The 23043-nt window shown below is 71.7% G+C and carries 17 protein-coding genes; 6 read left to right on the top strand and 11 right to left on the bottom strand.

What is annotated here, in order from left to right:
- Nucleotides 1-3: 3 nt before the first annotated feature.
- From G472_RS0113400 to G472_RS40575, 4 genes are all read right to left on the bottom strand, one after another.
- Nucleotides 4-1266, bottom strand: a complete 1263-nt coding sequence (locus G472_RS0113400; RefSeq protein ID WP_029008815.1) for a flagellar hook protein FlgE — start codon at nt 1264-1266, stop codon at nt 4-6.
- Nucleotides 1267-1439: 173 nt separating this feature from the next.
- Complete coding sequence (locus G472_RS0113405; RefSeq protein WP_029008816.1) at nt 1440-2480, bottom strand: flagellar motor protein MotB; 1041 nt, start codon at nt 2478-2480, stop codon at nt 1440-1442.
- A 6-nt stretch (nt 2481-2486) separates the two neighbouring features.
- Nucleotides 2487-3374, bottom strand: a complete 888-nt coding sequence (gene motA / locus G472_RS0113410; protein ID WP_029008817.1) for a flagellar motor stator protein MotA — start codon at nt 3372-3374, stop codon at nt 2487-2489.
- 84 nt (nt 3375-3458) lie between these two features.
- Complete coding sequence (locus G472_RS40575; RefSeq protein WP_281173336.1) at nt 3459-5783, bottom strand: hypothetical protein; 2325 nt, start codon at nt 5781-5783, stop codon at nt 3459-3461.
- 168 nt (nt 5784-5951) lie between these two features.
- On the opposite strand from G472_RS40575, the gene flgF reads away from it, so the two are divergent.
- The 6 genes from flgF to G472_RS0113445 all read left to right on the top strand — a co-directional run bounded on the left by flgF (nt 5952) and on the right by G472_RS0113445 (nt 9961).
- A complete protein-coding gene (gene flgF / locus G472_RS0113420; protein WP_029008819.1) occupies nt 5952-6683 on the top strand; it encodes a flagellar basal-body rod protein FlgF in 732 nt (243 codons plus the stop codon).
- Nucleotides 6684-6695: 12 nt separating this feature from the next.
- On the top strand, nt 6696-7481 hold the full coding sequence (gene flgG, locus G472_RS0113425) for a flagellar basal-body rod protein FlgG (RefSeq protein WP_029008820.1): 786 nt from the start codon (nt 6696-6698) through the stop codon (nt 7479-7481).
- Nucleotides 7482-7486: 5 nt separating this feature from the next.
- Nucleotides 7487-8233 carry a flagellar basal body P-ring formation chaperone FlgA gene (flgA, locus tag G472_RS33015; RefSeq protein ID WP_084536628.1) on the top strand — a complete coding sequence of 249 codons (747 nt, stop codon included), beginning with the start codon at nt 7487-7489 and terminating at the stop codon, nt 8231-8233.
- Nucleotides 8234-8247: 14 nt separating this feature from the next.
- Entirely contained in the window at nt 8248-8982 is a 735-nt protein-coding gene (gene flgH, locus G472_RS0113435; protein ID WP_029008821.1) for a flagellar basal body L-ring protein FlgH, read from the top strand.
- Between the two features lie 36 nt (nt 8983-9018).
- Nucleotides 9019-9480 carry a flagellar basal body-associated FliL family protein gene (locus tag G472_RS0113440; protein WP_029008822.1) on the top strand — a complete coding sequence of 154 codons (462 nt, stop codon included), beginning with the start codon at nt 9019-9021 and terminating at the stop codon, nt 9478-9480.
- Between the two features lie 100 nt (nt 9481-9580).
- On the top strand, nt 9581-9961 hold the full coding sequence (locus G472_RS0113445) for a MerR family transcriptional regulator (RefSeq protein ID WP_245593484.1): 381 nt from the start codon (nt 9581-9583) through the stop codon (nt 9959-9961).
- Between the two features lie 75 nt (nt 9962-10036).
- Here the strand turns inward: G472_RS0113445 and G472_RS0113450 are convergent, their stop codons facing one another.
- The 7 genes from G472_RS0113450 to G472_RS0113480 form a co-directional block, all read right to left on the bottom strand.
- Nucleotides 10037-12046, bottom strand: coding sequence for a methyl-accepting chemotaxis protein (locus tag G472_RS0113450; RefSeq protein ID WP_029008824.1), 2010 nt, complete (start codon nt 12044-12046; stop codon nt 10037-10039).
- Between the two features lie 4 nt (nt 12047-12050).
- A complete protein-coding gene (locus G472_RS0113455) occupies nt 12051-14390 on the bottom strand; it encodes an efflux RND transporter permease subunit (RefSeq protein WP_029008825.1) in 2340 nt (779 codons plus the stop codon).
- On the bottom strand, nt 14387-15403 hold the full coding sequence (locus G472_RS0113460) for a WD40/YVTN/BNR-like repeat-containing protein (protein WP_156927113.1): 1017 nt from the start codon (nt 15401-15403) through the stop codon (nt 14387-14389). The genes G472_RS0113455 and G472_RS0113460 overlap by 4 nt, the downstream gene beginning before the upstream one ends.
- A 47-nt stretch (nt 15404-15450) precedes the next feature.
- The gene (locus tag G472_RS0113465) at nt 15451-16800 is read right to left on the bottom strand and encodes a DUF1329 domain-containing protein (protein WP_029008827.1); all 1350 of its coding nucleotides are present in this window, start codon (nt 16798-16800) and stop codon (nt 15451-15453) included.
- Nucleotides 16801-16831: 31 nt separating this feature from the next.
- A complete protein-coding gene (locus tag G472_RS33020) occupies nt 16832-18754 on the bottom strand; it encodes a DUF1302 domain-containing protein (protein WP_051340777.1) in 1923 nt (640 codons plus the stop codon).
- A 107-nt stretch (nt 18755-18861) separates the two neighbouring features.
- Complete coding sequence (locus G472_RS0113475; protein ID WP_029008828.1) at nt 18862-20652, bottom strand: acyl-CoA dehydrogenase C-terminal domain-containing protein; 1791 nt, start codon at nt 20650-20652, stop codon at nt 18862-18864.
- A gap of 27 nt (nt 20653-20679) precedes the next feature.
- The gene (locus G472_RS0113480) at nt 20680-23019 is read right to left on the bottom strand and encodes a 3-hydroxyacyl-CoA dehydrogenase/enoyl-CoA hydratase family protein (RefSeq protein ID WP_029008829.1); all 2340 of its coding nucleotides are present in this window, start codon (nt 23017-23019) and stop codon (nt 20680-20682) included.
- Nucleotides 23020-23043: the final 24 nt, after the last annotated feature.

Here is a 23043-nt window from a genome sequence, read left to right on the forward strand (position 1 = left end):
GGCTCAGCGCTTCAGGCGGTTGGTTTCGTCGACCATCTCGTCGGCGGTGCGCACGATGGTGGCGCTCGACGAGTAGGCACGCTGGGTTTCGATCAGCGACACCAGTTCGTTGGCGATGTCGACGTTGGACTGTTCCAGCGCCCAGCCGACCACCGATCCCACCGCACCGGTGCCGCCCCGCGACAGGGTGAGCTGGCCCGACGACGGCCCCAGCGTGAAAGTGTTGCCGTCCTGCGCCACCAGCCCCGACGGGTTCATCACGTCGGCGACGGGGATCTGGTACAGCGCCTGCCGGGCGCCGTTGTTGTAGAGCGCCCACAGCACGCCGGAGGAGTCGATGTCGACCGTGGTGACGCGCCCGACCGGCGCCCCGTCGCCGATCACCTTGGGCACATAGTCCCCGTTGAGCTGGGTGACGTTGTCCATGCCGACGGTGAAGGAGGTCGGCGTCGCCCCGCCCGAGGACACCGTGAAGGAGGGCATCGGGTTGAGCGGCAGGCCGGCCCCGTCGATGGGCAGACCGGCGTAGGGCCCGGTCGAGGCAAACGTCAGGGTCGCGTTCGCCGGCGTGACGGTGTAGTTGGGAGGTGCGGTGACCGCCACCGTCCAGACGCCGTTGGTCGGAACCGTCGAGTCCGGCTTCACGTCCATCGTCCACGTCATCTCGACGGCCAGCGGGTTGCCGAGGCCGTCGTAGAAGGTCGGCGACGTGGTGAACGTGGTCCCGGCGGTGGCCTGCGCCGGCAGGTTGCCGGAGAAGACCATCTCCGTGGTGGCGCTGCCGCCGTAGACCAGGTTGCCGACGTTCACCGGCACCAGGTCGCCGAAGGCGGAAGCGTTGACCGCCGGCAGGGTGCCGTCGGGGTTCAGCTTCCACGCCTGGAGATACTGGCCGGCGGCGTTGCGCAGAAAGCCGGCGTCGTCGGTGGAGAAGCTGCCCGCCCGCGTCAGTCCGTACTGGGTCCCCGCCCCCGTGCCGCCCGCCACGACGAAGAAGCCGCGGCCGTCCAGGGCCAGGTCGGTGGCGGAGGTGGAGGACTGGATCACCCCGTCTTCCAGCATCTGGTAGCGCACGCTGGAGCGCACGCCGCCGGCGGAATAGGTGCCGGTGCTGCCGGGCGACGTCACCATGGTCGAGAAATCCACCGTCGTGCGCTTGTACCCGACGGTCGCGGAGTTGCTGATGTTGTCCGAGATGGCGGCCAGCCGCGAGCTTTGCGCGGACATCCCGCTCACCCCCGACCGCATGGCGCTGTACAGGCTCATCGTGGAATCCTCTGGTCATCCTGCAAACGGAAAGGCGGCGAGCCGTGCCGGGCTTCTCCACGAACGACTGTCGAGGCCGACGGTAGGGGAGTGCTTTTAAAGGCGCATTAAAAGAAAAACGGCCGGTTTACCTAAAAAACCGGCCGAATTCCTTTGGCAATTGTGCGCCGCCGTCAATCCGGCGGGCGGCGCAGCAAGGTGATGCTGATGCGCCGGTTGCCGGGATCGAGGGGGGAGTCGGGCACCAGGTGGTCCAGGTCGGCGCGGCCTTCCACCCGCACGATGCGGTTGCCGGGAATGCCGCCGGCGATCAGCGCCCGCCGCGCCGCGTTGGCGCGGTCGCTGGACAGTTCCCAGTTGCCGTACCGCGACGCGTCGGCGTAGGCCAGCCCGTCGGTGTGCCCGGTGATGGTCACCGGATTCGCGACGCCGGCCAGGGCCGAGGCGATGAGCCCCATCAGCCGCTGCCCGGCCTCGTTCATCCGGGCCGAGCCGACCTGGAACAGGGAGGCGCGCGTCTGGTCGGTGAGCTGCACCCGCAACCCCTCCGGCACCTGCTGGACGAGGACGCCGCCGGCCAGCGCGCTGAGGTCGGGCGAGGCGGCGACCCGCTCGCGCAGTTCGCGCTCCAGCCGGTCGAGGGCCGCCTGTTCGTGGATGGCGGCGGAGCGGTGGTCCAGCAGCGCCTCCAGCTCGGCCCGCGTCACGACCGCCGCGGGCTGCCCCCCGGCCGCGGCCGCGGGAGCCGGCGCGGCCGCCGCGCCCGCCGCACCCAGCAGGTCGACGGCGGATCCCGGCTCACGCGGGGGCGTGCGGGCGCCCTCGGGATGGGGCATCGGGTCCTTGCGACCGGCCGGGGCACGGTCGCTGTCGCCCACCGAGGCGACGACCGGCGGCGACGCCACGGGGCTGGCCTCGTTGCCGTCCGCGTTGGGCGTCGTCAGCGACCCCCGGCTGTCGACGGAGCGTCCGGCGAGCATGCCGTCGGCGCCGGAGTTGCTCTGCGACACCGCCACCGGGTTGAAGTAGTCGGCGATCCCCTTGCGCTGTTCGACGGTGGTGATGTTCAGCAGCCACATCACCAGGAAGAAGGCCATCATCGCCGTGACGAAGTCGGCGTAGGCCAGCTTCCAGGTCCCGTTGTGCTCCTCCTCGTCATGGGCGAGGATGTGGCGCCGGACGATGATCGGGACGGCGGCGGACTTGCGGGCCATGGCCGGTCACGCCGCCTGGCGCGCCTCGCGGCCCTTGGCCTGCGAGGACAGGGTGGTGGCGACCTCGACTTCGGCGAGGCTGGGCTGAATGTCGGTGTAGAGCACCTTGCGCGCGAACTCGGCGCACACCTGCGGCGGGCAGCCCCGCAGATGGGCGCAGAGCGCGGCCTTGATGCAGATGTAGAGGTTCAGCTCGGACTCCCGGCGCTGGCGGGCGGCCGAGGCGATGGGGCCGACGGCGCCGTAGGACAGCAGGACGCCGAGGAAGGTTCCGGTCAGCGCGCCGCCGATCATGTGGCCCAACACCTCCGGCGACTCGCTGATGGAGCCCATGGCGTTGATGACGCCGAGCACGGCCGCCACGATGCCCAGGGCCGGCAGGGCGTCGGCCAGATTCTGCAACGCCTTGGGCACCTGGTTCAGTTCCCGCCCCAGGGTGTCCAGCTCCTCGTTCATCAGGGATTCCATGTCGTGCGGGTTGTCCTGCCCCAAAGCCACCAGGCGCAGGTAGTCGCACAGGAAGGTGATGCAGCGCTCGTGGCGCAGCACGTTGGGATACTGGGTGAACAGGGGGCTGTCCTGCGGCCGGTCGATGTCCGCCTCGATCTGCGACATGCCCTTGGACTTGGCGACGCGCAGCAGGCCGTAGACCAGGGCGATGACGTCGAGATAGTCGTTCTTCGTTGTCCGCCGCCCCCGGGCGATGGCGCCGACCGTGCGCCCGGTTTCGCGCAGCACGGTCGGGGTGTTGGCGATGATGTAGCCGCCGCAGCCGGCCCCGATGATGATCAGGATCTCGACGGGCTGCCACAGCACGCCCATCCGCCCTCCCATCGCCCAGAAGCCGCCGAGCACGCTGGCGAACACCGCAATCAGACCGAACATTAGACGCATGCTTCATCCTCCGGGACGGCTTCGCCGGCGGCCGCTCGCACGCAGCGCCATGGCGCACGCTAGCCGTCGGCGTTTAAAGGGGCTTTACGGTTCGGCGGTGAGCCGCCAGCGGCCGGCCAGCCGGTCGAGTGCCGCGGCGGCGGCAAGCTGGCGGGCCACCTCCTCCGCCCCGATCGGGCGGCCGGTCGGCGCGGCCGGCGGCGCCAGGGCGTCGAGCAGGCCGCTCCACCGCGTGCCCTCCAGGCGGGCGCCGTGGCGGGCGGCGAGGTCGCGCACGGCGGCGTCATCGCCGGCGAGGTGGGCGCTGAGTCCCAGCAGCGCCACGTCCGCCGCCGCGGGGGTGCCGCCCTCCCCCACCAGCGCGGCGTAGGCGGCGCGGGCCGCCGCCCATTCGCCGGTGTCGAACAGGCTGCGGGCGCGCAGGCGCGCCGCCTCGGGCCCCGGCACCCCGTTCAGGGCGTCAAGCGCGCGCACCGTCTCCCCCAGGTCGATCAGCGCCTCGGCCCGCAGCAAGGTGCGCCGCACCGCCAGGTCGGCGTCCAGGTCGGTCGTCCCGGTGCGGTGCAGCGCCTCCAGCGCCTCGGCACCATGGCCGGTGTCGATCAGCGTGCGGGCCAGCGCCGCCCCCAGGGCGGAGCGCCGGGGACCCTCCGCCTCCTCGGTCAGCGCCCGCAGGATGCGCGACGCTTCCAGGGTGAAGCCGTCGCGGGCCAGCGCGTCCGCCAGACGCCGGCGCAGGGTGGCGTCGCCGTCGTCGGCCATGGCCACCAGGCGGCCGTGGCGGGCCTGAAGCGCCAGGGCGTGGAGACCGCCGGGCTCCTCCCGCTCCAACCGGTCGAGCACGACGGACAGCAGGTCGCGGCCGGCGGCCAGCGCGTCGCGCCCGGCGGCGGTGGAGCCGAAGCGCCGCCCCAGCAGGCCGAAGGTGTCGAGGGCCGAATCGGTGCGGCCGCTGCGGGCGTAGGCGCTGCCCAGCGCCGCCAGAGCGTCGATCTCCACCGCGTCGCCGCGCCAGCCGAAGCGCAGGGCCTCCAGCTCCGCGATGGTCCCGTCGTCGTCCAGCGCGCCGGTGCGCCGCCGGAGGTCCACCGCCCGCACCTCGGCGCGGCGCGCGTAGGGTCCGTCGCGCCCGGCGGCGGCGCGCGCGTAATGGTCGATGGCCGCCGCCGGCGTGTCCCGCAGTTCCGCCAGCCGGCCGCGGAAATAATCGAGATGACCGTCCGCCGCGCCCGGCCCGTCCACCGTGATCATGCCCAGCACGATCAGGTTCAGCGAATCGCTGTCGCGCGCGCCGTCGGCCGCCTCCGCCAGCAGCGTCAGCAAGCGGCTGCGCAGGTCGGGCGGGTAGTCGAGCAGACGCTTCAGGGCGATCGGCAGACCCTCGCGCGCCGCCGCCCAGCGGGTGGGGGCCAGGGTGGCGCTGCGCCACACCTGATGGTCGGGGGCGGTGCCGGGGGCGATGCGGACGAACAGGCTGGCCTCCGGATCGGCGGTCCGTCCGAGGGCACGGAAGGCGTCATCCAGCACGCGCAGCGCGTAGCGCTGGTCGGGTGCCGGGTCCAGGGCCGCCGCCGCCTCCAGGGTCGCCCGTCCCTCCTCCGCCAGCGCGCGGGCCAGCGCGAAGCGCGCCATGGCGATGAACGCGTCGGCCCGCGCCCGCCCGGTGGCGTCGGCCATCGCCGCCTGAAGGGTGGCGCGGGTGGCCGCGAAGTCCTCCCCCGCCCACGCCGCCAGGTCCATCGGGCCGATGGGCGGGTCGGCGGGCGGAGCCACGGCGGCGGGAGGGGGAGCGGGAGGCGGAGCGGAGGGGGACGGCGGGGACGGCGCCGGGGCCGCTTCGGGAACGGTATCGAGTTGCCGTGCCGCCCGCTCCACGTCGGCGCGGATGGCCGCCGCGAGATCCGCGGTCTCCGGAGCCGGCACCGGAGCGGGGGCCGGAGCGGGGGCCGGTGGTTCGGCGTGCAGGAGCACGGGTGCGGCGGGTGCCGGGGACAGGGCGACCACCTGCGACTCCCACGCCGGGCGCGTCAGCGGGCGCGGCTTGCGGCCGGGAACGGGCGGTTCCGCGACGTCAACGATCAGCAGCCGGCGTTCCCGGATCGCCGTCACCCGGGCGCCGCAGGGAATGGCCGCCGCCAGCGTGCGCCCGTCGTCCAGAATTTCGAAGCCGGACAGGCGGGACGCGTGGGCGGCGGTCAGCGTCTCCAGCGGCCAGTCCGTCGCCGTGTCGCGCTCCAGCCGCACCGTGCAGGCGCCGGGAACGGCCACGGGCATGGCCCCGTCCGGCACCCGCACCACCAGCCGCGAAAAGCCCGCGTGATCGCCGAGCTGGGCGACCGGCGGTGCCTCCGTCCGGCCGGGCGACGGGACCGCCAGCACGGCCAGGGTAAGGCCGGAGGCAACGGTCATGGCAAGCTCTTTGCGCCGAAGCATCGCAGTCATCCTGAATTTTATCGAAATCATGCGCGAATGAATCGAAAGAACGGCACGGCACAGTTCCTTCGGCCGAAGTTGAAACCCGGCTTTAAACTGCATCGTCCAGATTAAGGCCGCGTTCAAATCCAGAGGTCCCGCGCGATGGAGAACCAGCTTTACATCGGCTTGTCGCGACAGGTGGCGCTGCGGCGGCAGCTCGATGTGGTCGCCAACAACATCGCCAACATGAACACGGTCGGATTCCGCGGCCAGCGCAACCTGTTCGAAACCGCAATGGAGGCGGGCGGCACGAAGCCCACCGACCGCATCGCCTTCACCATCGACCGCGCCACCTACATCGACCTGCGCCCCGGCGCCTTTTCGGAAACCGGCAACCCGTTCGACGTGGCGCTGGACGGCGAGGGGCTGCTGACGGTGCAGACGCCTGACGGGCTGCGCTACACCCGCGACGGCCGCATGCGGCGCGACGCCGATGGGCAGATCGTCAGCGCCGGCGGCCACCCGGTGCTGGACGACGGCGGGCGGCCCGTGGTCATCGACGCCGACTACAGCACCGTCACCATCTCCGCCGACGGGCTGGTGTCGGCCGACGGCGACGTCATCGCCCGGCTGGGCGTGGTGCGGTTCGAGAATCCGCAGGCGCTGGAGCAGATGGGCGACCTGCTGTTCCGGGCGGCCGACGACGGGGACGCGATCCCCGATCGCGACACCCGCCTGGTCCAGGGCAAGGTGGAGCGCTCCAACATCCAGGGCGTGGTGGAGGTCACCCGCCTGATGGAACTGACCCGCGATTATCAGGCGGTGACCAAGATGATGGAGGAGGGCCAGGACCTGCTGCGCACCGCCATCAGCCGCCTCGGCAAATCCCAGTAAGGAGTATCGAGCATGCGCGTGCTCAGCATCGCGTCGACCGGCATGATGGCGCAGCAGTTGAACGTCGAGGTGATCTCCAACAACATCGCCAACATCAACACGACGGCCTACAAGCGGGCCCGCGCCGAGTTCCAGGACCTGATGTACCAGTCCGAGCGGCGCCAGGGCAGCCAGTCCACCGACACCGGCACGATCATCCCCACGGGCATCGAGGTGGGGCTGGGCGTGCGCCCCGCCTCGGTCAACCGCATCAACACCGTCGGCAGCCTGGCGTCCACCGGCAACGAACTGGACGTGGCGATCGAGGGGCGCGGCTACTTCAACGTCACCCAGCCCGGCGGCGACACCGTTTACACCCGCGCCGGCAGCTTCAAGCTGTCGCCCGAAGGGACGATCGTCACCGCCGACGGTTACACCGTGGCGCCGGGCATCACCGTTCCCCAGGGCACCCGCGAGGTGGTCATCAACCGCTCCGGCGAGGTCTTCGCCTATGTGGAGGGGGAGGCGCAGCCGCTCAACCAGGGTCAGCTCGCCATGACCGTCTTCGTCAACGAATCCGGACTGGAGGCGCTGGGCGACAACCTGTTCCGCGCCACCCCCGCCTCGGGCGAGCCGCAGGATGGCATCGCCGGCCAGGCGGGGTTCGGCACCATCCGCCAGAAGTACCTGGAATCGTCCAACGTCAACGTGGTGCAGGAGATCACCGAGCTGATCGCCGCCCAGCGCGCCTACGAGATGAACGCCAAGGTCGTGGAGGCCGGCGACCAGATGGCGTCCACCCTGACCAACATGCGGTGATCGCCGTGACACCCCGCCCCCGCCCGCCCCGCCCGCGCCACCGCCGCCCCGCGGTTCCGGCGGCCCTGTTCGGCCTGGCGCTGCTGCTGGCCGGGCCGGCCGCCGCCGGCCCCGTCGAAAACCTGCTGGCCGAGGAGCTGCGCGACACCCTGGGCGCGGCCGTCCCCGCCGGTGCGGCGGTGACGGTGACGCTGGGCCGGCCCTTCGACGGGGTAGCGGAGGCGGTGCGCGAGTTCGCCTACGACCCGCGCAACGGCAGCTTCCGGGCGCTGGTCAGCAGCGCCGGGCGGCTGGTGGAACTGGCCGGACAGGTCGCGGTCGAGGTGGAGGTGCCGGTCCCCGTGCGCCGCATCGCCCCCGGCGAGATCATCGCCGCCTCCGACCTGGCGCTGGTCCGCATGCCGCTGGACCGGCTGGGCGGCGGCTTCGTCACCGACGCGGATTCGCTGGTCGGCCTGTCGCCGCGCCGGCAGATGGCGGCCGGCCGCCTGATCCGCACGGGATCGGTCGGCGCCCCCATCGTGGTGCAGCGCAACCGCCCGGTCACCCTGGTCTACGAGGATGGCGCGCTGATTCTGGCCGCCCGCGGCCGCGCCCTTCAGGACGGCGGCGTCGGCGATCTGGTGCGCGTCATGAACATCGCCAGCAACGCCGTGGTCACCGGCACCATCACCGGGGCGGAGACCGTGTCGGTCAACGGTCCCCGCGTTCCCGGCCCGGCCGGGACGATGACCGCCTCCCCCCTTCCGTGACTCGGAGCCCCGCCATGCGGCGTCCGCCCATCCTGCCCCTGGTGATCCTGGCCCTCGCCACCACCGGATGCTCCCGCCTGTCGGACATCGGTTCGCCGCCGTCCCTGTCGGAGATTTCCAATCCGGCCCTGCAACCGGAGGCGCGGGTCATCTCCATGCCCATGCCGCAGCCGGTGGTGGCGGAACAGATCCCCAGCTCCCTGTGGCGGACCGGCTCGCGCGACTTCTTCCGCGACCCGCGGGCCAAGGGGGTGGGCGACCTGCTGACGGTGATCATCAACATCTCCGACCAGGCGCAGCTCCAGAACCGCACCCAGCGCGGCCGCACCAACGCCGAGGGGTTCGGGGCGACCAACTTCTTCGGGTTGGAAAGCCGGCTGTCGGCGGTGCTGCCCGACGCGGTGGACCCCACCAGCCTGGTCGACCTCGACAGCTCCAGCACCTCCAGCGGCAACGGTTCGATCCAGCGCAACGAGCGCATCGCCATGCGCGTCGCCGCCTTCGTCACCCAGGTGCTGCCCAACGGCAACTTCGTCATCGCCGGCCGGCAGGAGGTGCGGGTGAACTACGAACTGCGCGAACTGCGCATCGCCGGCGTCCTGCGGCCGGAGGACATCTCCAACGCCAACACCATCGACTACGACAAGATCGGCGAGGCGCGCATCACCTACGGCGGGCGCGGCCAGATCACCGACGTGCAGCAGCCGCGCTACGGCCAGCAGGTGCTGGACGTCATCCTGCCGTTCTGAGCCGGCCGTATCGGCCGCCAGCCAAGGGGAAGTGTCATGAACGCGTTCGTCCTGTTCGCGGTGGCGGCCGGGGTCGCCTTCGCCGCCGGCTACGGCGCCGGGCGGGCCGAACTGGCCATGGCCGCCTCCGCACCGGCCGCCGGGGTCGCCGCCGATCCGGCCGACTCCTCCGGCCCGCATTACGTCGACGCCGGCCAGTTCGTCGTGCCCGTGCTGGTGCAGGGGCAGACGGCGGCCTTCATCCTGACGCAGATGACCCTGGAAACCGCGAACGGCGACGACGCCGCGCTGGTCCGCCGGCGCCTGCCTCACGTCCGCAGCGCGGTCCTGGAGACCCTGTTCGACCTGGCCCGCAACGGCGCCTTCGACGGACCGGCCGTGGAGCCCGCGGCGGCGGCGGCAGCCCTGCGCACGGGCGTCAACGCCCGCTTCCCCGCCGAACCCGTGCGCACGGTCCTGATCGACCGCCTGTTGCGCCAGGACAACAGCCGGCGTTGAGCCGCACCCGACATTGACGCTGCGACACCTGTCGTCCTATCGTGCCCGGGAACGGAGGTGTGCCTTGCGCGACCAGAATAAACTCTATAGCGTATCCGAATTGGCTAAGGAGTTTTCGCTAACGCCTCAAGCCCTCCGTTTCTATGAGGAAAAAGGTCTCCTCAGTCCCCAGCGCGCCGGCACGGCCCGTGTTTTCGATTACCGCGATCGTGCGCGGTTGATCTTGATCCTGAAGTTCCGCCGGCTGGGATTTTCGCTCGAAGAGATCAGGGAATACCTCTCCCACTACCGCCCGGATACCCCCAATCCCGAACAGTACCGCGACGGCCTGAACAAGATCCGCCGCCGCATCGAGGCGCTGGAACGCATGCGCGTCGAGGTGGACGAGGCGCTGAAGGACCTGCGGGAGATGGAGAACGACGCCCGGCGGCGGCTGGCCGACTGCGAGCAGCGCGAGGCCGCCGGCGACGGGGAAGGCTGAGCGCGCAACCGCCGCCTCCCGGCGAAACCCCGCCCCCGCCCTCCCCCGCCGGAGCCGGGGGAGGGCCGTACACGGTCAGGCCGCCTCCACGTCGGCAATGAAGCGCGCCACGACGTCGCGCAGGGCATCCGCCTCCCGCGACAGGCCGACGGAGGAGTCCAGCACCCGGCGCGACGCGTCACCGGCCGCGGCGGCGGCGGCGGTGACGTCGGCGATGGTGTCCGACACCTCCCGCGTTCCCTGCGCCGCCTCGCGCACGTTGTCGGCGATGTCCCGCGTCGCCTCCCCCTGCCGGTCCACCGTCGCCGCGATGGCGGTGGAGATGTCGTTGATGCCGGCGATGATGGTGCCGATGGCGGTGATCGCCTCGGCCGTTTCCCGGCTGACCTTCCGGATGCTGCCGACGTGGGCGGCGATCTCGCCGGTGGCCCTGGCGGTCTGGCCGGCCAGACTCTTGACCTCGCCGGCCACCACCGCGAAGCCCCGGCCGGCCTCGCCGGCGCGCGCCGCCTCGATGGAGGCGTTGAGCGCCAGCAGGTTGGTGCGGCTGGCGATGGCGTTGATCAGGTTCACCACCTCGCCGATGCGCTGCGCCGCCTCGACGAGGCCGCGCACCGTCTCGTCCGTGCGCGCCGCGGTCGCCACCGCCTCGCCGGCGATGGCGGCGGACCGCGCGGCGCTGGCGCCGATGCCGGCGATGGCTTCGGACAGCTCTCCCGTCGCCCGGGCGGCGGATTGGACGTTGCCGGTGGCGTGGGCCGAGGCCGAGGCCACCGCGTCGGCGCGCCGCGCCGTCCGCTCGGCGGTCTGCGCCATGTCGCCGGCGGTGGCCTGCAACTGTCCGGCGGCGGCGGCAACGCGGCCCAGCGTCTCCTTCACCTGCCGGTCGAAGGCGCGGGCAAGCCCCTCGATGCGCTCGCTGCGCGCCCGGCGGGCGGCCTGTTCCGCCACCTGCGCGGCCGCCAGGGCGTCGGCGCGCACCAGACCGTCCCGGAACACCTGCACCGCCCGGGCCATGCCGCCGATCTCGTCGCCGCGCTCCAGCCCCGGCACCGCCACGTCCCGGTCGCCGGCGGCGAGACGGGTCATGGCGTCGGTCATCGACACCACCGGGCGCGACAGGCTGCGGCCGACGAGCACCGCGGTGACCAGACCCAGGGCGACGCCGGCCAGCGACGCCCGGGCCATGGTGGTGCGCGCGTCCCCGGTGTCGGCCGCGGCCCGCAGGCCCAGCGCCGTCTGCGCGTCCAGGCTGTCCCGCTTCATGGCCTCGGCCCGATCGGCGACGGCGGCGCCCAGCGGGTTCAGCGCCGTGTCCACCAGGGCGTCGCGCTGCTCCGTCGCCTCCACCGCAGCCTCGAACCCGGCGGCGTAGTCGTCCAGCATGGCCAGGAACGCGTCGGCGGTCTCGCGCCGTCCGGGATCCTCCCGGTCGGCCTTGAGGGTGCGGGCGTAATCGCGCACGGACTGCAAGGCCCGGCGCGTGCCGTTGACGTTTTCCGCCCGGCCGTCGGTGAGGACACTCATGGTGAGGATGCGCGCCGACAGGAAGCGGCGGGCGGTCATGCCCGCGAGGTAGGCGGCCTCGGTGTCGCCGTCGTCGTAGGCGTCGTCCATGATGTGGCCCAGCGCCGCCTCCATGCGCGCGCCGACATCCGCCAGGCCGGCAACGGCGGCTTCGCGGGCGTCGTGGAACGCGGTGACACGGCCGAACACCGCGCGGTGTTCGGTCAGGGCGTCGCGCATGGCCGCCGCCGCGTCGCGCACCGCCGGATCGGCGATGCGGTCCAGCGCCTCGCCGATCCGGCGCAGCGCCCCGGCGGTGCGCCCCTCCATGGCCGCGGCTTCCCCGGCACGGCCGGTCAGCAGGAACGCCTTGGCGTGGAGTTGCGCTTCCAGCATGTCCGCCTGGATATCGCCCAGGTCGTTGGTCCGGTTGGCCAGGGTGGCATAGACGGTGAACCGGTCCCCGGCGCGCGACAGGGCGTCGAAGCCGACGGCGCCGATCAGCACCAGGAAGACCAGGATGGCCATGCCCGCGGCGGTGATCTTCGGGCCGATCCCGAGGGAGGTCAGCGCGCCCATGGCCTCAGGCCCTCGCCGGCACGCGGCAGGCCGGGGCCGCCGCCGCCCGCGGCCACAGCCAGGAGGCCAGCGCCGGCGTCAGCAGGAGCGTGCTCAGCATGCTCACCAGGAAGAAGAAACCCAGCATCAGCCCCATGTCCGCCTGGAACTTCAGGGCCGAGAACACCCAGGTCGCCACCCCCACCGCCAGGGTCAGGCCGGTGAACAGCACGGCGTTCCCCGTCTCGCGCAGGGTCTGGAGATAGGCGTCGCCCAGCGGCCGGCCCTCGCGCAGGTAACCCTGCATGCGGCTGAAGATGTAGATGCCGTAATCGACGCCGATGCCCACCCCCAGCGCCTCCACCGGCAGGGTCGACACCTTCAGGCCGATGCCCAGCAGGCTCATCACCGCGTTGGACAGCACCGTCACCAGCAGCAGCGGCAGGCAGACGCAGACGGTGGCGCGCAGGGAACGGAAGGTGAGCAGGCACATGCCCGCCACCACCGCGTAGACCAGCACAAGCATCTCGGTCTTGGCGCTCTTCACCGCCTCGTTGGTGGCGGCCATCACGCCGACGTTGCCGGTGGCCAGGCGCAGGCGGACCGGCGCGTCCGCGTTCTCCGCGGCGAACGCCTTGACCGCGTCGGTGACGCGCGTGATCGTCTCCGCCTTGTGGTCGGCCGTGAACACCATCACCGGCATGACCGAGCAGTCGGCGTTCAGCAGCCCCGTGCCGGTGTTGACCGGCGCCACCGCGGAGACCAGCAGCGACGCCGAGCGCGGCAGCTCCCGCCATTTCGGGTTGCCCTCGTTGAAGCCGGCGGCGATGGTGCGCGCCACCCGCGGCAGCGACAGCGTGGTCTGCACGCCCTCCACGTTGCGCATGCGCCAGTCGAGGCGGTCCACCGTGTCCATGACCGCGGGGTCGACGCACCCCTCCGGCTTGGTCTCCACGATCACCGTCAGCACGTCGACACCCAGGTCGAAGGCGGAGACGATGAAGGCGGTGTCGCGGTTGTAGCGGCTGTCGGGGCGCAGTTCGGGAACCCCGGCGTCGGTGTCGCCGATGGTCAGGTTGCGTCCCTCCATGACCCCCCACCCGGCCAGCACCACCGCCCCCGCCAGCAGGACGGCGGCGACCCGCCGGTCGGCGGCGACCGCCATGAAGCGCCACATCGGCTCCTTGAAGGCGGCGGCGCGGTGGATGCGGTCGGAATAACCGCGCGGCAGCGGGGTGTAGGACAGCAGCACCGGCAGCAGGATCAGATTGGTGACGATCACCACGCCCACCCCCACCGACGCGGCGATGGCCAGTTCCTGGATGATGCGGATCTCGATCAGCAGGACCGCCAGGAAGCCGACGGCGTCGCACAGCAGCGCCACCGCACCGGGCAGCATCAGCCGCCGGAAGGCGGTGCGCGCCGCCTCCTCCCGGTCCTTGCCGTCGAAGACCTCGGCGCCGACGGCGTTGACCATCTGCACGCCGTGGCTGACGCCGATGGCGAAGACCAGGAAGGGAACCAGGATGGACATGGGGTCGATGCCGAACCCCATGACGGCCAGCAGCCCCGCCTGCCACACCACGGCGACGGCCGAGCAGGCGAGCGGCAGCAGCGCCAGCTTCACCGAATGGGCGAAGAGGTAGACCATCACCGCCGAGATCACCAGCGTGATGCCGAAGAACATCACCACGCCCCGCGCCCCGGCGGCGATGTCGCCGGTGGCCTTGGCGAAGCCGATGATGCGCACCGCCACCGCCTCGCTCTCCAGGGAGCGGATGCGGCTTTCCAGCAGTTCGGCGACCTTGAGGTAGTCGAGCCGTTCCCCCGTCTCGGGGTCGCGCTCCATGAGCTGCGCCGTCACCAGGGCGGCGGAGAAGTCGTTGGCCACCAGGCGCCCGACGTGGCCGCCCTTGATGGCGTTGTCGCGCACCACCGCCAGCCCTTCCGGCGTCAGGGTGAAATCGGCCGGCACCACGTTGCCGCCGGCGAAGCCGTCCTCGACGATCTCGGTGTAGCGGACGTTGGGCGTGAACAGGGACGTCACGCTCGGCCGGTCCACGCCGGGCAGGAAATGCACCTCGTCGGTGGCCGCCTTCAGGGCGGTGAAGAAGGCCGGCGTGAAGATGTCGCCCTGCCGGGCCTCCAGGGCGATCAGCAGCCGGTTGGCGCCGCCGAAGGAGGGGTGGTCGAAATAGGTTTGCATGTACTCGTGCCGGACCGGCACCAGCTTCTCGAAGCCGGCGTCGACCCGCAGCAGCGTGGTGGCGTAGCCCAGCCCCAGGGTGGCCAGGGCGAACAGCGCCAGCACCAGGGGGCGGTTGTCGAAGACCAGACGCTCCAGACGTCCGATGAAGCGGGTCATGGCGCGATCTCCCCGCCGGTCCGGCGCACGCCGTCCTCGCCCAGCAGCAGCAGCCGGCCGCTGCCGGTCTCCACCACCCCGGCGAAGGCGGTGCGGTCGGGCAGGACTGTGGCGCGCACGCTGCGCCCGCCGTCGCGGCTGGTCAGCACCGTCCCCGCCAGCCCGGCCAGCACGATGGTGGCGTCGGCGCGCACCGCGCCGCCCGTCAGCGACGCCGTGACCCCCGTCTCCACCCGCCGCCAGCGCGTTCCGCCGTCGTCGGAGCGGAACAGATGACCGCGCAGGCCGAACACCAGGATGCCGCCGTCCGGCGCCTGAACGGCGCCGAACAGCGACCCCTCGTAGGGCGACGGCAGGTCCTCGAAGCGCCGGCCGCCGTCGGCGGACACCCGCACCGTGCCCGCCTCGCCCACCAGCAGCAGCCGGCCGTCGCGCAGCGGCAGCAGGGCGTTGAGGTGCACGTCGTCCCCGTCGGCCCGGACGTCGGTCCAGGTGGCGCCGCCGTCATCGGTGACCAGCACCGCCCCGTAGGCGCCGACCGCCACCACCCGGCGGGCGTCCAGGGCGTGGACGTCCAGGAGCGGCGCCCCCTCCCCGTCGCTGCGGTGCCGGAGGGTCCAGGAGGCGCCGCCGTCGGCGGTGCGAAGGATGACGCCGCCGTGGCCGACCGCCCAGCCGGTGCGCTCGTCCGCGAAGCTGACGGCCGTCAGGGTGAAGCGGGTCGGCACCGCCCCTTGCGTCCAGGTGGCGCCGCCGTCGGCGGAGACCACCACGTGGCCGCGCTCGCCCACCGCCACCACCCGCTCGCCGAACGCCCGGCCGTCCAGCAGCAGCGAGCGCGCCGCCAGACGGGACGGCTCCGCCCCGGCCGTCCCGGCCGTCCCGGCCGCTGCCGCCGGCAGGGCCGCCGGCCACACCGCCATCACCCCGGCCATCACCCCGGCCACCGCCGCCGCCACCACCGCTGCCGGCAGTCCCTTTGCCGGGGCGGCCGGCCCCTTGCGCCGCTTCATCGCGTCCCTCCGATCCTTCTTGCTTTCCGACCCGTTCCCCGCCGCGGTCAGCGGGTTCCTTCCCGGCGCAGGGCGTCCGGGGTGAAGTCGTTGGGGCTCAGGGTGACGTCGTAGCGGTACGAGTAGTTCGGAATGATCGCACCGATGGCCAGATAGCGCCGGGCCTGGAGGTCATAGTGCGTCTCCACCGCGTAGGTGTGCACCGGCACGTCGTAGTGGTTCATGCTGTAGCCTTCCGACACCCGCCACAGCGCGCCGCGGCCGTCGTACTGGTCGACCACCGCGATCTGCCAGCTATCCTCATCGATGTAGAAGGTCCGGCGGGCGTAGATGTGCTGCGCGTTGCCCTTCAGCGTCGCCTCGACGACCCACACCCGGTGCAGCTCATAGCGCAGCAGATCGGGGTTGAGGTGCAGCGGCTTCACGGAATCGCGGGCGCCGGCCAGTTTGTAGTTGTTGTAGGGGATGTACATCTCCTTCTTGCCGACCAGCGTCCAGTCGTAGCGGTCGATGGCGCCGTTGTAGATGTCGAACTGGTCGGTGGTGCGCATCCCGTCCGAAGCGGTGCCGGGGTTGTCGTAGGCGGTGCTGGGGGCGCGGCGGACGCGGCGCTGGCCGGGGTTGTAGAGCCACACCTCGCGCGGCTCCGCCACCTGGTTCAGCGTCTCGTGCGCCAGCAGGATCTGGCCGGCCAGGCGCGCCGGGGCGGTGGTGCGCTGAAGCAGGTAGATCACCCGGTTGCCGATGGTGTCCGGCGTGGCGCCCGGCATGCCGTAGGGCACGAACACGCTGTCGTGGAAGTTGACCATGGTGTAGTCGCCGCCTTCCGTGGGGGCGGCCTGGCCGATCACCCGCTCCAGCGCCGGCGCCCGCCAGCGCAGCAGGTGGTTCCAGATCGCCTCGCGCCCGTCGGCCGGGATGGGGAACGGCGGCGCGGCCGACGCGCCGGTGACGCCGTTGCCGTTTTCCACCAGCCTGGCCGTCGCGGCGTTGCGGATCGCCGCGTCATAGACCCGCTGCGGCGCGGAGAAGCTGCGGCGCGTGGGATAGACGGTGATCTTCCAGTTCGGGTAAGCCTTCAGCATGGCGAGCTGGCCCGGCGACAGGCGGTCGGCGTGCTTGTCGGCGTTGGCGGCGGTGATCGTCGTCACCGGCGCGTCGGCCGCGAAGGGATCGGCATAGGGGGTGCCCGGCGTCCAGCCCGCCGGCGCGCCGGTGATGCCGCCGGTCCAGGCGGGGATGGTGCCGGCGGCGTTGCCGGCCGCCTCGGCGCCGAAGGGCGTCAGGTCCTTGCCCAGGCGGGCCGCCTGATCGGCGGGGGCGGTGGCGAGGACGGATGCGGGCGCGGCGGCGATGCCCGCCGCCAGGAGGGCGGCGGCAAGGGAGGTCTTCAGCATCGGATTCTCCTGCGAGGGCGGTCGGCTGCGGTCAGAAGGAGTACTTGGCGACCAGGGAGACGAAGTCGCGGTCGCGCAGGAGGTTGTGTTCCCCGGCGCCGAAGTAGGTCGTGTAGGCCAGTTCCGCCTGGTAGCGTTCCAGGTAGGTGGCGGCCAGCGCCAGGGTGACGGCCTTGCGGCCTTCCACGAAGGTCCCCAGCGGGTTCGGCGTGGTGCCGTTCACGTCGTGGGCGAAGCTGATGGAGGGCGACAGGTTCACCCCGCCCCAGACGTTGTTGTAGTCGAACCGCGCCACCGCCCGGTATCCCCAGGAGAACGGCGTGGCGTAGCCGCCGTATTGGGTGGTGGCCGGCGTCGTGCCGGGGAACAGCGGGTTGCCGCTGGCCGTGGTGCCGGGCCCGTCGTAGCGCAGCGTGCTGCTGTCGGGCATGTTGCGGATGTAGGTGAAGCCCGCCTCGCCCACCAGCACCCACTGGTCGGCGCCGAACAGCGAGCCGAACACCCGCGTGGCCGACATCTGCGCCTGGACGACGTCGTGCAGCCGGTAGCCCTCGACGTCGGAGTCGAAGCGGCTGACCAGGTTGCGCGGGGTCAGCGGGTTATCGCGCAGGATCTGGTTGGTGTTCAGCGCCGCCAGCGTGCCGCGGCAGGTGGCGCTGTCGGGGGCAGTCAGGCAGCCGCCCTGTGTGGCGGCGACGGCCGGGGCCAGCGCGGCCTGCAGCAGCTCGATGTCGTCGATCTGGATCGGCTGGTCCCGGCGGTACGACACCTCGCCCTGCAGCGACATGCCGCCGATCAGCGTGTTGAAGCTGGCGCCGTAGAGCTTGATGTTCTCCGGGAAGATCAGGCGGACGCGGGCGGTTTCGGCATAGTCGACGATGTTGGTGGTGAAGTTGCCCGTGGCGGCGAGCCGGGCACTCTGCACCGCCGACGCGAGCGCGCCGGTGCGGCCCGACACCACCGGCGACCGGCTGTGATAGTTGATGAAGTAGAGACCCAGCTCGGTGCTGTTCAGCTCCTCGGCGAAATAGCGGGCGGCGACGCCGAACTGGCCGTGGTCGCGCGGCGTGTCGTCCGGCGCCATGGGCACGTAGGAGCCGAACGGCGTCACCGGGGTGCGCGTGCTGATCCGGTTGTCGGGCACCAGCGGATGGCCGTAGCCGATGTAGGCGCCGCTGCGATCGCTGCCGGGGCCGATGAAATCGTTGGTGCTGAAGTAGGTGCCCGGCGGCTCCAGCCGGTTGCGCCGCCACGCCCCCTGGTAGAAGCCTTCGATGCTGAAGGTGTCGGTCAGGCCGACCCGCACGTCGATGATGGGCAGCGGCAGGAACGCCTGGCGCAGTTCGGAGCCCGGCGTACGCAGGGCCGCCACGTTGACGGGGTTGATGATGTTGATGCCGTTGGGGATGTAGGTGCTCTCGCCCCAGCTCAGCACCTGGTTGCCGACGCGCACGTCCACCGGATGGCCGCCCGCGTCGAAGCCGCCGAAGACGTAGGCGTCCAGCAACTCGCCGCCGCGCGCCACGTACTTGCGCGCGTCGGTGCTGAGCGGCCGGAATTCCCGGTCGGTTTCGGCGTTGGTGTAGTCGTAGAAATAGGTGCCACGGACGAAGGCGCCGAACCGGTCCTGCTTGATCGACAGCTCGTGGGTCGCCCGCACCAGCGAAGAGACGATGCCGGGATCATAGTTGAGGTTGCCGTCGTCGCCGTTGATGGACGTGCCGCAGCCGCCGTTGGCGCGGCCGATCAGGCGGCAGTCGCGGTCCTGCACCCGCACCTGCACGCCCGCCTGCAGGGTGGTGTCGAAATGGACGGTGGCGTCCCCCACCTTGAAATCCAGGGCCGCGGCCGGCTGGGCCAGCGCCGGACCCAGCAGGGCGGCGCCGGCCAGCAGGGCGGCCCGGATCGGAAAGGGCCGCCGGAGACGGCCGAACGGTGCGTTGGCAAACGTCATTGCGTGTTCACTCCCTCGATGTCGATTGATGCTCTGATCGGTCGATTCTTGTCGTTGCGCCCCGGCCGCAGCCGGGGCGGGCGCGTCGTCCGGTCATGCCGCCGGTATCAGAAGGCGTCGGCCTCCACGTCCATGAGCGGCTCGGCGCCGGCGAGGATCGTGCGGAACAGGGCGTCGGTCTGCGGCAGCAGCTTCGCCATGTAGAAGCGACCGGTCCTCAGCTTCATCGTCAGGAAGGCGGCGTCGCCCTCCCCGGCCGCCAGCCTGGCGTGCGCGGTGCGGGCCATGCGCGCCCACATGAAGCCCAGCGCCACCAGCGCGAACAGGCGCAGATAGTCGGACGCCGCGGCTGCGGCCTCGTCGGGGTTCTTCTGTCCCTTCTGCGCGATCAGCGCCGTGGCCTGCTGGAGCTTGGCGAACGCCTTGGCCAGCGGCGGCACGAAGGCGGCCAGCGCGTCGTCGTCCATGGTTTCGGCGATGAACGCCGCCACGGGATGGAAGAAGCGGCGCAGCAGCCGGCCCATGTGCTGCGGCATCTTGCGGCCCACCAGGTCCAGCGCCTGGATGCCGTTGGCGCCTTCGTAGATCTGGGCGATGCGGGCGTCGCGGACGTACTGCTCCATCCCGTGCTCGCGGATGTAGCCGTGACCGCCGAAGACCTGGAGGCCGAGGTTGGTCGCCTCGAACCCGGCGTCGGTGAAGTACGCCTTGACCACCGGGGTCAGCAGAGCGACGAGGTCGTCCGCCTCCTGCCGCGCCTCCGGATCGGGGTGGCGTTCGGCGCGGTCGATGGCCATGCCCACCCACACCGACAGGGCGCGGGCTCCCTCGATGAAGGCGCGCATGGTCAGCAGGTTGCGGCGCACGTCGGGGTGCACGATGATGGGGTCGGCCGCCTTCTCCGGCGCCTTCGTCCCCGACACCGAACGGCCCTGCAAGCGGTCGCGGGCGTAGGCCACGGCGTTCTGATAGCTGGCCTCCGCCAGGCCCAGCCCCTGGATCGCCACGCCCAGGCGCGCCGAGTTCATCATGGTGAACATGGCGCGCATGCCCTTGTGGGGCTCGCCGATCAGCCAGCCGGTCGCGTCGTCGAAGTTCATGACGCAGGTCGACGACGCCTTGATGCCCATCTTGTGCTCGATGGCACCGCAGGTGACACCGTTGCGCGCACCCGGCCGGCCGTCGGCGTCGGGCAGGACCTTGGGCACCAGGAACAGCGAGATGCCCTTGACCCCCGCCGGGGCGTCCGGCAGGCGCGCCAGCACCAGGTGGAGGATGTTCTCGGTCAGGTCATGCTCACCGGCGGAGATGAAGATCTTGGTGCCGGTGATGGCGTAGCTGCCGTCGTCCTGCGGCACCGCGCGGGTGCGCAGCAGACCGAGGTCGGTGCCGCAGTGCGGCTCGGTCAGGCACATGGTGCCCGACCAGGTGCCGTCGACGATCTTCGGCAGGTAAAGGTCCTTCAGCGCCGGGGAACCCCAGCGGTGCAGCGCCGCGTAGGCGCCGTGGCTGAGCCCCGGATACATGCCGAAGCTGAGGTTGGCGGCGCAGACGAACTCCTCCAGGATGAACTGCACGGTGTGCGGCAGCCCCTGGCCGCCGTAGGCGGGGTCGGCGGACAGGCCGGTCCAGCCGCCCTCGCGGTAGGCCGCGTAGGCTTCCCGGAAGCCCCCGGGCGTGGTGACCACGCCGTTGGCCAGGTGGCAGCCCTCCTCGTCGCCGCTGCGGTTCAGGGGGTGCAGCAGCTCCTCGCACAGCCGGGCGCCTTCGGTCAGGACGGCGTCGATCAGGTCGGGGGTGTGCTCCTCGTGGCCCGGCAGGGTGGCGAGGTCACCGGCGTCGAAGAGGTCGGTCAGCAGAAAGCGCACGTCGTCGAGGGGCGCCTTGTAGATGGGCATGGATCTCTCCCGGAATGGGGTCGTGCGTCAGTTGCGGAGCGGCTTGCCGGTGGTGAGCATGTGCTCCACCCGGGCCACGGTGCCGGGGGTGTGCAGCAGCGCCATGAAGTGCCGCCGCTCGAGCGCCAGCAGGTCGTCCTCGCCCAGTTCGCGGGTGATGTCCGTGTCACCGCCCGACAGGACCGTCGCGACGGCCCCGGAGACCACCACGTCGTGGGGCGTCGCCTTGCCGGTGGCGCGGAAGCCTTCCACCGCCAGTTCCAGCGCCAGCCGGGCCGTGGGGCCGGGCAGCCGCAGGGCCACCGGTTCGGGCGGCGTGTAGCCGGCCGCCAGCTCCAGCGCCTTCGCCTTGGCGTCGGCCAGCAGCCGGTCGCGATTCATGGTGATGCCGTCGCCGGGACGCAGGAACTTCAGGTCCCTGGCCTCGAACGCCGACTTGGCGACCCTGGCGGTGGAGATCGTCTCGAACGCCGCGGCGATGGCCGGCATGGGGCCGCCGGGCCGCTTGGTGTCGGCCATGTGGCGGGTCAGCAGCTCCTTGCAGCCGCCCCAGCCCGGCAGCAGGCCGACGCCCACCTCCACCAGGCCCATGTAGGTTTCCGTGTGGGCCTGCACGTGGTCGCAGTGCAGCAGGATCTCGCAGCCGCCGCCCAGCGCCATGCCCGACGGCGCGCCGACCACCGGGAAGGGCGCGTATTTCAACGCCTTGTAGGTCTGCTGCCCGCGTTCCGCCATGGCCTCGATCTCCGGCCACAGGGCGATGTTGAGGGCGAACAGGGCCAGCCCCAGGTTGGCGCCGACCGAGAAGTTGTCACCCTCGTTGTGGACGACCAGCGCCTTCCACGCCCCCCGGCCATCGCCGATCAGGCCGGCGGCGCGTTCCGCCATGGCCATGATGTCGGTGTCCAGCGCGTTCATCTTGCTGGTGAATTCCAGGCACAGCACGCCGTCGCCGATGTCCCACAGGCTGGCCGAGGCGTTGCGGGCGACCGGCTTGGTCGCGCGCTTGACATCGGCGAGGAGCAGCACGCCCTCGGGCCGCGTCACCTCGGCGTGGTCACCGTCCACGGTGAGATACCGCAGCCGGCCTTCGGTGACCCGGTAGAAGCTCCGCCCCGTCGCCCGGCGCAGCAGGTCGGGCACCGGCTGCCCCGCCTCGTCCAGGGCCGCGGCCAGCCAGTCGGCGCCCAGCCGGTCGATCAGTTCGAACGGGCCGTGCTTCCAGTTGTAGCCCAGCCGCATGGCCTCATCGACGGCGACGATGTCGCCGGCGATCTCCGGCACCAGGCCGGCGGCGTAGGACAGGGTCTCCAGCAGCACCCGCCGGGCGTAGCGGCCGCCCTTGTCGGGGTGCGCCACCAGCGCCGGCAGCCCGTCGCGGGCGGCGTCGATGCTGGCAAGCTGCGCCTTGCCCGACGGGCGGTAGGCGCCGGTCGCCAGGTCGATGGCCTCCTTCACCTTGCCGCCGCCGGCCTTGTTGATGCGGTAGAAGCCGCCCTTGCCCTTCCGGCCGGTAAAGCCCTCGGCGATCATGCGGGTGAACAGCTCCGGCTCGCGGTGCAGCGCCCGGTAGGCGTCGTCCGGCGGCAGGGTGGCCAGCAGGGAGCGCGCGATGTAGGGCATCAGGTCCAGCCCGACCAGGTCGATCAGGCCGAACACGCCGGTCTTCGGAATGCCCATGGGGCGGCCGACGATGGCGTCCGCCTCCTCCACCGTCAGGCCCAGGTCCATGGCGGCGTTGACGGCGCTCTGGATCCAGAAGGTGCCGATGCGGTTGGCGATGAAGCCCGACCGGTCGTTGCAGCGCACCACCCCCTTGCCCAGGCGGCGGTCACAGACGGCGGCCAGGGCGTCGGCCGCATCGGTCCGCGTGTCCGGGCCGGTGACCAGCTCCAGCAGGCGCATGTAGCGGGGCGGGTTGAAAAAATGGGTGATCAGGAAATCGCGGCGGAACGCCTCGCTCTGCCCGTCCACCAGCGCCGCCAGCGGGATGGTGGAGGTGTTGGACGAGACGACGGAACCGGGCTTGCGCACCGCGTCGATGCGCCGGTAGAGGTCGGCCTTGACGGCCGGGTTCTCCACCACCGCCTCGATGATCCAGTCGACGCCGGCCAGCGCGCCCAGGTCGTCCTCAATGTTGCCGGGGGTAACCAGCCGGGCGTTGCGCTTGTGCATGAAGGCGGCGGGTTCCGCCTTCAGCAGGCGGTCCAGCGCCGCCTTCGCCACCGCCGAGCGGTCGCCGGACTCACCGGCCGACGGCGGCACGATGTCGAGGAGCAGGACGGGGATGCCCGCGTTGGCGAGATGGGCGGCGATGCCGCTGCCCATGACGCCGGAGCCGATGACGGCTGCGCTCTTGATGTCCATGTGGGAAATTCCTCGCCGCGCCGC

It is taken from the genome of Azospirillum halopraeferens DSM 3675 (assembly GCF_000429625.1).
In the GTDB taxonomy this organism is placed as follows: domain Bacteria; phylum Pseudomonadota; class Alphaproteobacteria; order Azospirillales; family Azospirillaceae; genus Azospirillum; species Azospirillum halopraeferens.

Excerpts from the sequence above, each read along its gene's own strand:
- flgG (WP_029008820.1), top strand. The coding sequence starts at position 6,696 with ATGCGCGTGCTCAGCATCGCGTCGACCGGCATGATGGCGCAGCAGTTG.
- flgF (WP_029008819.1), top strand. The coding sequence starts at position 5,952 with ATGGAGAACCAGCTTTACATCGGCTTGTCGCGACAGGTGGCGCTGCGG.
- motA (WP_029008817.1), bottom strand. The coding sequence starts at position 3,374 with ATGCGTCTAATGTTCGGTCTGATTGCGGTGTTCGCCAGCGTGCTCGGC.
- G472_RS0113455 (WP_029008825.1), bottom strand. The coding sequence starts at position 14,390 with ATGACCCGCTTCATCGGACGTCTGGAGCGTCTGGTCTTCGACAACCGC.
- G472_RS0113400 (WP_029008815.1), bottom strand. The coding sequence starts at position 1,266 with ATGAGCCTGTACAGCGCCATGCGGTCGGGGGTGAGCGGGATGTCCGCG.
- flgH (WP_029008821.1), top strand. The coding sequence starts at position 8,248 with ATGCGGCGTCCGCCCATCCTGCCCCTGGTGATCCTGGCCCTCGCCACC.
- G472_RS0113475 (WP_029008828.1), bottom strand. The coding sequence starts at position 20,652 with ATGCCCATCTACAAGGCGCCCCTCGACGACGTGCGCTTTCTGCTGACC.
- G472_RS0113480 (WP_029008829.1), bottom strand. The coding sequence starts at position 23,019 with ATGGACATCAAGAGCGCAGCCGTCATCGGCTCCGGCGTCATGGGCAGC.
- G472_RS0113460 (WP_156927113.1), bottom strand. The coding sequence starts at position 15,403 with ATGAAGCGGCGCAAGGGGCCGGCCGCCCCGGCAAAGGGACTGCCGGCA.
- G472_RS40575 (WP_281173336.1), bottom strand. The coding sequence starts at position 5,783 with ATGACCGTTGCCTCCGGCCTTACCCTGGCCGTGCTGGCGGTCCCGTCG.
- G472_RS33020 (WP_051340777.1), bottom strand. The coding sequence starts at position 18,754 with ATGACGTTTGCCAACGCACCGTTCGGCCGTCTCCGGCGGCCCTTTCCG.
- G472_RS0113465 (WP_029008827.1), bottom strand. The coding sequence starts at position 16,800 with ATGCTGAAGACCTCCCTTGCCGCCGCCCTCCTGGCGGCGGGCATCGCC.
- G472_RS0113440 (WP_029008822.1), top strand. The coding sequence starts at position 9,019 with ATGAACGCGTTCGTCCTGTTCGCGGTGGCGGCCGGGGTCGCCTTCGCC.
- G472_RS0113405 (WP_029008816.1), bottom strand. The coding sequence starts at position 2,480 with ATGGCCCGCAAGTCCGCCGCCGTCCCGATCATCGTCCGGCGCCACATC.
- G472_RS0113450 (WP_029008824.1), bottom strand. The coding sequence starts at position 12,046 with ATGGGCGCGCTGACCTCCCTCGGGATCGGCCCGAAGATCACCGCCGCG.